Annotated in this window: 11 protein-coding genes; 6 read left to right on the top strand and 5 right to left on the bottom strand. The window is 38.1% G+C overall.

The genetic code is table 11. The features are described 5' to 3' along the window. The first annotated feature begins 374 nt into the window (after positions 1–374). Together FTU86_RS13420 and FTU86_RS13415 are read left to right on the top strand one after the other, a co-directional pair. Positions 375–686, top strand: a complete 312-nt coding sequence (locus FTU86_RS13420; RefSeq protein WP_086183165.1) for a BrnT family toxin — start codon at positions 375–377, stop codon at positions 684–686. Further along, a complete protein-coding gene (locus tag FTU86_RS13415) occupies positions 649–963 on the top strand; it encodes a BrnA antitoxin family protein (RefSeq protein WP_096902543.1) in 315 nt (104 codons plus the stop codon). Before FTU86_RS13420 ends, FTU86_RS13415 begins: the two co-directional genes overlap by 38 nt. A 23-nt stretch (positions 964–986) precedes the next feature. On the opposite strand, the gene FTU86_RS13410 is transcribed toward FTU86_RS13415, so the two are convergent. The 3 genes from FTU86_RS13410 to mobQ form a co-directional block, all read right to left on the bottom strand. Beyond that, positions 987–1,238, bottom strand: a complete 252-nt coding sequence (locus FTU86_RS13410) for a hypothetical protein (protein WP_004969151.1) — start codon at positions 1,236–1,238, stop codon at positions 987–989. A 197-nt stretch (positions 1,239–1,435) separates the two neighbouring features. Beyond that, entirely contained in the window at positions 1,436–1,933 is a 498-nt protein-coding gene (locus tag FTU86_RS13405; RefSeq protein ID WP_180006217.1) for a hypothetical protein, read from the bottom strand. Then, positions 1,930–2,901 (bottom strand): MobQ family relaxase, encoded by a 972-nt coding sequence (mobQ, locus tag FTU86_RS13400; protein ID WP_180006216.1) that lies wholly within the window; start codon positions 2,899–2,901, stop codon positions 1,930–1,932. The genes FTU86_RS13405 and mobQ overlap by 4 nt, the downstream gene beginning before the upstream one ends. Before the next feature lie 363 nt (positions 2,902–3,264). On the opposite strand from mobQ, the gene FTU86_RS13395 reads away from it, so the two are divergent. Next, on the top strand, positions 3,265–3,549 hold the full coding sequence (locus tag FTU86_RS13395) for a hypothetical protein (RefSeq protein ID WP_004871868.1): 285 nt from the start codon (positions 3,265–3,267) through the stop codon (positions 3,547–3,549). Here the strand turns inward: FTU86_RS13395 and FTU86_RS13390 are convergent. Further along, on the bottom strand, positions 3,546–3,842 hold the full coding sequence (locus tag FTU86_RS13390) for a hypothetical protein (protein ID WP_032072979.1): 297 nt from the start codon (positions 3,840–3,842) through the stop codon (positions 3,546–3,548). The two genes, FTU86_RS13395 and FTU86_RS13390, sit on opposite strands and share 4 nt — an antisense overlap. Continuing rightward, positions 3,839–4,768, bottom strand: a complete 930-nt coding sequence (repM, locus tag FTU86_RS13385) for a replication initiation protein RepM (protein ID WP_004871874.1) — start codon at positions 4,766–4,768, stop codon at positions 3,839–3,841. The genes FTU86_RS13390 and repM overlap by 4 nt, the downstream gene beginning before the upstream one ends. A 1,289-nt stretch (positions 4,769–6,057) precedes the next feature. On the opposite strand from repM, the gene FTU86_RS13380 reads away from it, so the two are divergent. Genes FTU86_RS13380 through FTU86_RS13370 form a run of 3 tightly spaced genes read left to right on the top strand, consistent with a single transcriptional unit; the run spans position 6,058 to position 9,248 of the window. Further along, a complete protein-coding gene (locus FTU86_RS13380; RefSeq protein WP_180048589.1) occupies positions 6,058–7,992 on the top strand; it encodes a multicopper oxidase domain-containing protein in 1,935 nt (644 codons plus the stop codon). Continuing rightward, entirely contained in the window at positions 7,979–8,317 is a 339-nt protein-coding gene (locus FTU86_RS13375; protein ID WP_004897649.1) for a hypothetical protein, read from the top strand. The genes FTU86_RS13380 and FTU86_RS13375 overlap by 14 nt, the downstream gene beginning before the upstream one ends. Continuing rightward, positions 8,304–9,248, top strand: a complete 945-nt coding sequence (locus tag FTU86_RS13370; RefSeq protein WP_004668309.1) for a copper resistance protein B — start codon at positions 8,304–8,306, stop codon at positions 9,246–9,248. The genes FTU86_RS13375 and FTU86_RS13370 overlap by 14 nt, the downstream gene beginning before the upstream one ends. Positions 9,249–9,316 lie beyond the last annotated feature (68 nt).

Raw genomic sequence — 9,316 nt, 5'->3', positions numbered from 1 at the left:
TAGAATCAAACTCTGAGAAAGGTTGGTTATATGGAGCTGGTGTTAGATTTAGATTTTAATTAATTTAATGATTACTAAATAGCTTTATTTAAATAAAACTCTAGCTTAGTGTGGCCGGAAGCAAAATGTTAACTTATTTTGCTTCCTTCCATTTAACATAATGGCGGTTATACGCAATACACTTGTATATTAATATAAATATCAATTACTTAAAAAATCAATCCTGATCATAAAAACCGCAAAAAGCCGACTTTGAAACAAGTCGGCTTTTTTATGTTCGATTCTGTAATATTTTGCCAATAAAAAATGGAACAACTTTGCAAAATTTACAATTTTGTATTAACATTTTTGTATTAACAAAAAGCGATGCAACTATGGAAATTGAGTTTTCATGGGATGAGCATAAAGCAGAAACAAACCTCAAAAAACATGGTGTAGCTTTTGAAGATGCAACCTTAGTTTTTTATGATGCTCATGCCGTCTTCAAACAGGATCGCTTTGAAAATGGTGAATATCGTTGGCAAGCGATAGGTCTCGTACACGGGCAGACAGTTTTATTGGTGGCTCATACTGTACAAGATCATAATGGGATTGATCATATCCGTATTATTTCAGCACGACAGGCAGAGAAAAAAGAGAGGAAACAGTATGAGCAAAACCGTTACGTACAAAGTAGATTTGAATAAACCTCCTGTTTTGTCTGAAGAACAAAAGGCAAGACTTGAAGCTCTGGCTAAACGCGCAGACAGTGAAATAGACTTTTCCGACATTCCTGAACTTGATGAAAGCTTTTGGAAAAATGCTGTCCAAAATCCGTTTTATAAGCCAACTAAACAAGTGACTACAGTACGCATTGATGCAGATGTCATGCAATGGCTAAAAGCACAAGGCAAAGGCTATCAGACACGTATGAATAAGATTTTACGTGATGCAATGCTGAATGATTTAAAAAATCACCCATAAAAACGGAGCTTAAGCTCCGTTTTTTACAAACTATTTTTAAGCTTATAGAATCTAAATTCGGGGTAAATTAAACCTATAATAAAAAGAATGGTAAATGCTATCCATAGAAACAAAGCCATAGCTCTAAGCTGTTCTTCATTCCATGAGCTTGATTCCATATCTAAGAAAAAGATACTCTTCCAGCCTTTAATATAATCAGCTCCACCCCATGAAATAATCCATTTGAACATTAAGCTAACTGCCAAATAAATAAGTACCCACACCCATGTAGACATAAATTACCTTATTATTTTTAATCACTTATTGGATAATTATAACTGATCTTAATAGTCTTATTTAACATAAAATCTCTTATGCGAAATTTCAGCTCGATGCTTTGAAATATGGCTTTAGCCATGTTTCAAAGTCGGGCAACTTTGCGCTTGCTGTAATCTGATCAGTAATAAGAAAAACCAAGCAAAGTACCGATCAACTAGTATTTTTTAGGGTCGATCTGACACCAGTCATACGTTTTTTCTTTGACACTACTCGGTTCAAACGAATAGCAATTTTTCCTCATGATTCTCACCAATGTTTCACCATCACTTTCTCTAATTTGTAGCGGATATTTTTTTAGTAAAGCCATATCAGCTCTACGGTTATCAATTTCGTCTTTGCTTGGCACGTATAAGAAGATTGCCAAAATGAATACCATCATCACAGCCACAAACGTGCTGGCAAAAATAAGGATAAGTTTTAAGTTGAGCCTGTTTGTAGCTTCGTTTAATGCCTGAATACTGTTGTTTAATGCACCTGTATGCTTCTTATTTGCGTTTTCTAGCGATTTTTCAGCCTTGTCTAGCACTCCACTAGCGACTTGGTTGTAAAACTGCTCTAATCGCTTCTTATCGTCTGCTATGGCTTCTCGATATTCCTTCATGGATGCCAATAAAATATATAACTGGTCATCTAAATCATTTTGATTACTCATAATGACATTCCGCCTCTACTTAGTTTTTGAGATGCCTTGCGGAGTGCTTGCTCGGCTCGTTGTTTATCTAATTCTTGCTGTCGTTTCATTTCCGCTTGGCGTTCCAGTTCTAGACGTTTGGTTTCTTGGTTCTTCTGCCATTGATCAAAACCTTGATCGACACGGTTTAAACCACGCTGTAAAACGCTCTCTTTCTGCTGTTTCTGTTGGTCAAGCTGTTGGGCGTTCTGCTGTTTCACATTGTCATTAAAACGGCTGATTTCAGTGTCTATGCCTTTTCTGCGTAATTGGGTGACTTTAGTGCCTTCATGGATGGTGGCTTGTAGTCCGTTATTCTGATCGGCATAGCTGCGGTGATCTATTTTTTCCTGTATGCCTGCTCGTTCCAAAGCACGATTGGCAAGGTTTGCCCACGTTTCCCGAATCTGTTTAATTTCGTCTTGGGTTGTACCCATACCAAGGCTTTTTCGTTTGGCGTTGCTGAGTTCAATTTCTGCCTTTGTGGTCAGAGTCAGATTGTTTTCAGGGTCTAATTCCGCCTTTCGGGTGGTAAGCATGATATGGGCGTGATGGTTCTTATCATTTCCGCCTTTGCTGGGTTCGTGGATGGCTAAGTCTGCAATCACGCCATAGCGATCAACTAAGGCCGTGGCAAAGGCTTTTGCCAAGTCCTTACGTTGATCTGCGTCTAATTCATCGGGTAGGGCGATTACCCACTCTCTGGCGGTTCGGGCATCTTTGCGGTTTTCGGACTGTTCCGCCAAGTTCCAAAGTTGGCTGCGGTCAATTTCAATATTGAGATTAGACACAATTTCGGTATGGGCGACTCCATCCTTTCTCGTAAAGTCATGCGTCAGCCCTGTACGTTTATCTTCTAGTTTTTCCCCTGCACGATAAGCCATAGATGCAACGGCAGTTCTTCCCGAACTGCGGTTAACGGTTTTGGTTGTACAGTGGTAAATCGCCATTAAATTTTCCTTGTGGCATCCACGTATTGATTACATTTCGGGCATTCTTTTCTAATAGTTTGAATGGATACTCCATTCATTTGCTCTATAAGAATTTTAGGTAATTTGTATAAAAATTCATTCCCACAGTTTGAGCATATAAAAATATGCTGTTCATCAATATTGTATTTCTTCATTTGCTTTACCGCTCTTGCTTTTGCTTTTGGGGTTAAGGGGTTTCCCCCTTACGCATCTTTTGACTTGAATGAAATTCAAGTCGTAAGTGCGCATTTCATGAAAAACACGATAGCATATTACCCGCTTGAATTTCAATTCATAGGGTCTTATGCTTGAGTGGTTTTCTATATTCCGAAATTAACCGTTATGACTAAATCTGCTGAAAATATCGAAAAGAAAATTGAAGCCCAGTTAGAGAAGCTGAAACAGTTAAAAGCACAGAAACAGGCTATTGAAGCAAGAGAACGTACCAAAAAGAAAGAACAGGAGCGCAAGGATGATACTCGGCGTAAAATTTTGCTCGGTTCTTACTTGATTAAGAAAATGCAGGCAAATGAAGCCAATAAAGAAAAAATACTCGCTGAACTCAACGAATATTTAACAGAAAATAGAGATCGACAGCTTTTTGATTTGCCCGACATTGAAGCCTAATTTTTCTTCGCTGTTTGGTTGTTTTGTTCGGCTTGATACTCTGGAATGAGCGTATTTAAAACCTTTTGAATATTGTCCTTGTCTTCTATCTGCAAATTATCTCGATAGTAAATTAAGTCCTGTATTTTGCTTTCCATCTGCATTTTTTCGGTGGGTTCGGCATCTTTGGATAGTCGGGATAATAGGAAGATATAACCGCATATATTTTCCCTCGCAATTTCATAATTTACGATGTCGAGGTATTCAACGGTCACATGCTTTAGATCGGTTGATAGGTTATTTAATTTAATCATGGCTGAAATCCTGATTTTTCTAAAATTGGATAAAGCTCTCTGAATTTTTCAGGCTCTAAAAGCATATCAGCGATACGAATAGCAAATTGTTGGTAGCTTTCTGTACCTTGTGAATATTTCCCCATTTCAGGCATTTCTGACATTTTATTCGCAAATAAATGGCGTTGTGCATCGGTCATTTTTATAAAAAAATCAGGCGTGTTTGGATCTCTTTTTGCTTCAACTTTTGGCTGTTGTTTTTGCTTAAATTTGAAAGAAAAACCTGAAATGATCCGTCCTTTTTTATGCTGTTCATACGTTACAGTAATATCAGTATGCTCATTAATTTGTTTAATTGATGGTTCAAGCACACGCTTTTTAAAGTCACTCATGGCGGTGTATTCACTATCAACAAGACCTAATCTGTTTCTAAACTCACTAAGTTCTAGTTGTGGAACTTTTCCAACTTCACGCCAAGCAATCAACAATTCATAAAGCCTAGTGGCGTATTTACTGGTTAGGTGAGCAACTTGTTTAGCTTCATATTTTGTAAAGTGTTCTTCCAATCGTGTGATTAAAGGCACTACATCAGGAGCAAAAGTAATTTCTAACAATGCTAGGTCATCTACATAAAATATACGGCTTACCCAGCGAGATCGAACAATGCCGACTTTGCCTGTTTTTTTATATTCGGCTGTATAACTAAATTGACGATTAAACAGATTATTTACAGCTTCTCTCAAAGCTTTATATGACGCATCGGCAGATACATTGAATAGCTTGGCGTAGTCACTAGCATGTATTTCCAGTTTACTATCCGCAGTGATTCCTTGTCCCGATTCTCTAGCATTAATGATAGCTAGCATGATCAAACGTTGTTCCGTTAGCTCTAGGTTGTAACTGGCATTTATTAGAGCATTATCTTTCACGACTAAACTATTTTTCATAAGAAGAACTTATTATTATCTAATTAAAGGACAATGTAATCTAATATCTTTTTAAGGTCAATATTTATAATGTCCTTTAATTAAGAGCAAATGTCCGTTTATACAAGAGCAAATGTCCGTTTATACAAGAGCAAATGTCCGTTTATACAAGAGCAAATGTCCGTTTATATAGTCTGTAACACTTACTACACAAGGGTTTCAACCTGTCTAAAAGCATTAAAAGCTTTAAAAATAATTAAAAGCCTTTCGAGAGGGGAGTGCTTAAAACTGCCCTATGTACTCGCTAAAGCTCGTACTCTATTGAAGCTCGTTCCTCGCTTCGTGGGGCAGTTTTTAGTTAATCCTTTTTGTGAAATCTAAAAGCAAAAGCATTTGTAATGTATTCGCTTCGCTCATACTTTTTGAAAAGCAAAAGCTCCAAAGTTCGCACCCATTCGGGATGCTCTGTACCTACCGTTTAAAATCGAAAGGGAGCTTGTAATCAGAGAAAAGGCGAGGGCGAAATTTTGATGATGCTCAATCGCTCGTAGACACTCGCTCGGTTCTTATTATCTAGGTTTTAATTATTTACTGGAGCTAACCAAAGTTGTGAAACATTGCTTAAATAATAGGCGTGGAACGTGAAAAATCCATAAAAAAGCCCAATCGGGTGTGATTGGGCTATAAACTAGAAACTACAGCATTGATTTCTATAGATAATTATAACGCATTTCGTATAAGGTGTATTATGTTAATTTTAGAGAAACTACTAAATTATATTGAGTTGTAAATATTTGAAATTCCGTTAAGATATTTTGGATTAAATTCTATTCCTAGATAGCATTCGTGTTGACTCATCTCTCCAAAAAACTTTGGTTTTGTTTTCTTATGGTTTTTGCCATAGGATGGAGTAGTGTGTCTGTTGCATCAGTAAAGATAATGCATATCAATATGCAAACTGAAATGAGCCAAGATCATTGTTTAGATCAAGCACAGCAAGTCACTCAACATGGTATTAATCACGAAGTACAGACGAATACCGATTGCCATAATCATTTAGCTCTTAATCAGAATATAGATCACAAAAAGTGTCAGGAATGTTCTAGCTTATCCTGCCAGACACAGATCTCATGTCTTCATTCTTTGCAAAGCTCGCTAGATCCCCTAGATACCTTCTATTCTATAGATCAGCCTAATTTTTATTACCCCAACCAATATCTAAATGGGTATTGGCAAGAAATTTCACGTCCTCCTAAAACTTAACCAATTTTTTTAAAATTTATTTATTTTTCAAAAATTAAGGTTAAGTTATGTCTCATAAAATTAGTTCGTACCTATTAGCAGGTATTTGTTTTGCATCGTCGCCTTTGGTTTTTGCCGAAGTGCGTGAATATCAGCTTGTTATTGATGAAGCAGTGGTCAGCCCAACTGGAAAGCCTGTAAAGCGCATTACCGTAAATGGTCAATTTCCTGCGCCTTTGCTTGAGTTTGAAGAGGGTGATGAAGCCATCATTCGCGTGAAAAATAATTTAAAAAACCAAGATTCTTCTATTCATTGGCACGGACTGTTGTTGCCGGGCATTATGGATGGTGTACCGGGATTTAATGGTTTTAACGGTATTAAGCCTCAAAGCGAGTATGTTTATAAATTCAAGATTCGCCAAAGCGGGACTTATTGGTATCACGCTCATTCTAAAGGACAGGAACAGGACGGCTTATATGGTTCTTTTGTGATTTATCCAAAAGGTAAAACACCATTGGCAGCACATGAAAAAGCTGAACGTGACTATGTGGTGATGTTGTCAGATTTTCATGAAAAAACCAGTGATCAAATTCAGAAAGATCTTAAAATTTCAGCTGAATATTATCAAGATCAGCGTGAAACCTTGGGTGATGTTTGGAAGCAGGTTAAACGTGATGGCATAAAAGCGACATGGTCTGACCGCAAAATGTGGAATCAGATGCGTATGCTAAAAACCGACATGTCGGATGTTACAGGTTATACCTTCCTCATTAATGGCAAAACACCTGAACAAAATTGGACAGGAATGTTTAAACCGAATGAAAAAATTCGCCTACGTTTTGTGAATGCATCTGCGATGTCTTTCTACGATGTCCGTATTCCTAACTTGAAAATGACTGTGGTCAGTGCTGATGGTCAGCCTGTAAAACCTGTTGCTGTGGATGAGTTTCGTATTGGCACAGCTGAAACTTATGATGTGATTGTGGAGCCCAAAGGCGGACATTATCAAATTGAAGCTGAGTCAATTGACCGTGCAGGCTATGCGATTGGTACACTGCACAATGAATTAAATCCTATGACACATGGCATTCATATGCCTGCACCACGTCCACGCTCACTTTTGACCATGGAAGATATGGGACATGGTGGCGGTGATCATGCAGGAATGGATCATTCGAAAATGAACCACGGCAATATGCAAGGCATGGATCACTCGAAAATGGATCATTCAAAAATGAACCATGGCGATATGCAAGGCATGGATCACTCGAAAATGGATCATTCAAAAATGAACCATGGCGATATGCAAGGCATGGATCACTCGAAAATGGATCACTCGAAAATGGATCATTCAAAAATGAACCATGGCGATATGCAAGGCATGGATCACTCGAAAATGGATCATTCACAGCATGGCACAGCAAAACCACAAGAAAATGATCAAGTGGTTTATGGTTGGGCAAATGCATCTACACCTGCGGGCAATAAAGCCTTGCAATATAGTGATTTAAAATCTTTAGAACCGCAAAAAGATACTCGTGAAGCTAGCAGTGAATTAGTAGTGCGTTTGGGCGGTACTATGGAGCGTTATATTTGGACGATTAACGGTAAAAAATTCAGCGATGCTGAGCCATTAAAAGTGAAGTATGGCGAGCGTATCCGTATCAAATTTATTAATGACAGTATGATGGCGCACCCCATGCATTTACATGGCATGTTTATGCAGTTGGAGAATGGTCAAGAGTCGGTAGATATGCCGAATAAACACACATTGATTGTACCACCGGGTAAAACAGTGACTGCTTTATTAACTGCGGATGAGTTGGGCGAATGGGCAATCCATTGTCATTTGTTGTATCACATGAGTGCAGGAATGATGAACAAGTTGATCGTGGCAAATGTTAGCGATGAACAAGTGTCTACAACGCCAATTCAAGGTACAAATTCGACTCAAACTCACCAAGTAACTGAGCAAAAAGGAGCTGGACATGCACATCACTAATTTTGTATTTAAAGCGTTTTTTTCTGTTGCGGTATTGAGTTTAACAAGCTTAAGTTTGGCGCACGAAGGGCATCATTCAACTGCTCAGACTGATGGGAAAAATGTACCATCAATGAATCATCAAGCGATGTCTGAGATGGATCATTCACAGCATTCTCCACAAGAGCATGCACAACACATGCAGATGATGGGGAAAATGAATCATGCTGCACATTCAGCACCGATGAACCATCAACATGCAGGTCATCAGCCAATGCATCACAAATCAACAGAGAAACAGCAAGATCAAAAAGTACAGAAAGGAGATCAACATGCGCACCATTAATCTTTTTTCTAAAACTGTTTTAGCAAGCTCTTTGTTGATGGTCAGTGCAGTGAGTTTGGCACATAATGGTGAAGATCATAGTGCGCCTGAAAAAATGACAGTTGCTACATCTTCTAGTCAAAATCAGCCGATGCAAATGGATCGCTCTCAAATGAACCATAGCCAAATGAATCAGGCACAACATCAGGCAACATCTACGGTTAATCATTTACATCATGTACCAGATGCGAATGCTCAGCAGAGTTCGCATTATGATCATCGCTCAGAACACGGTGCGCAAATTTATGCGATTACGACAGTGGACAATAAGTGGCTTGTCAATGAAGATGGCACAGGTGATTTAAAGTCAGAGTTTGAAACCCGTATTGGCACAGATGAAAATAAGGTTTTTATTAAAATTCATGCCGATAAAGAAGAATCGCATGATGCACATTATGATGCCAAACTTTTATATAGCCGTATGATTTCAGACTTTTGGGATGCACAGATTGGTGCACGTTATCGTAGTGAAAAAGTTGAACTCAATGATCATCGCAAAGACACCGAAGAAAATGTTGATGCGGTGATTGGCTTACATGGTATGGCGCCATATTTCTTTGAAACTGATGCTTATCTCTATGCGGGAGAAGACAATTATGCGGGCTTTAGCCTAGAAACGGAACGTGATTTTCTGATTACGCAAAAGTTGATTATTCAACCTTATTTAGAGTTGGATGCTATCTTTAGTGATGACTCTAAATATGCGAAAAAAACTGGTTTAAGCAGTGCAACCGCAGGGTTTGAAACTCGCTATGAAATCAGTAAAAAGATCATGCCGTATATCGACATTGCCTATGAGTATTCAAAAGGTAATGATGAAACGTCGTGGCAAATAGAATCAAACTCTGAGAAAGGTTGGTTATATGGAGCTGGTGTTAGATTTAGATTTTAATTAATTTAATGATTACTAAATAGCTTTATTTAAATAAAACTCTAGCTTAGTGTGGCCGGAAGCAAAAT

The sequence above is a fragment of the Acinetobacter sp. YH12155 genome (assembly GCF_013418255.1).
GTDB lineage: Bacteria > Pseudomonadota > Gammaproteobacteria > Pseudomonadales > Moraxellaceae > Acinetobacter > Acinetobacter indicus.
Note: the sequence above shows the minus strand (reverse complement) of the source record. Positions and strands in the feature narration are given on the sequence as shown.

Excerpts from the sequence above, each read along its gene's own strand:
- FTU86_RS13420 (WP_086183165.1), top strand. The coding sequence starts at position 375 with ATGGAAATTGAGTTTTCATGGGATGAGCATAAAGCAGAAACAAACCTC.
- FTU86_RS13415 (WP_096902543.1), top strand. The coding sequence starts at position 649 with ATGAGCAAAACCGTTACGTACAAAGTAGATTTGAATAAACCTCCTGTT.
- FTU86_RS13410 (WP_004969151.1), bottom strand. The coding sequence starts at position 1,238 with ATGTCTACATGGGTGTGGGTACTTATTTATTTGGCAGTTAGCTTAATG.
- FTU86_RS13405 (WP_180006217.1), bottom strand. The coding sequence starts at position 1,933 with ATGAGTAATCAAAATGATTTAGATGACCAGTTATATATTTTATTGGCA.
- mobQ (WP_180006216.1), bottom strand. The coding sequence starts at position 2,901 with ATGGCGATTTACCACTGTACAACCAAAACCGTTAACCGCAGTTCGGGA.
- FTU86_RS13395 (WP_004871868.1), top strand. The coding sequence starts at position 3,265 with ATGACTAAATCTGCTGAAAATATCGAAAAGAAAATTGAAGCCCAGTTA.
- FTU86_RS13390 (WP_032072979.1), bottom strand. The coding sequence starts at position 3,842 with ATGATTAAATTAAATAACCTATCAACCGATCTAAAGCATGTGACCGTT.
- repM (WP_004871874.1), bottom strand. The coding sequence starts at position 4,768 with ATGAAAAATAGTTTAGTCGTGAAAGATAATGCTCTAATAAATGCCAGT.
- FTU86_RS13380 (WP_180048589.1), top strand. The coding sequence starts at position 6,058 with ATGTCTCATAAAATTAGTTCGTACCTATTAGCAGGTATTTGTTTTGCA.
- FTU86_RS13375 (WP_004897649.1), top strand. The coding sequence starts at position 7,979 with ATGCACATCACTAATTTTGTATTTAAAGCGTTTTTTTCTGTTGCGGTA.
- FTU86_RS13370 (WP_004668309.1), top strand. The coding sequence starts at position 8,304 with ATGCGCACCATTAATCTTTTTTCTAAAACTGTTTTAGCAAGCTCTTTG.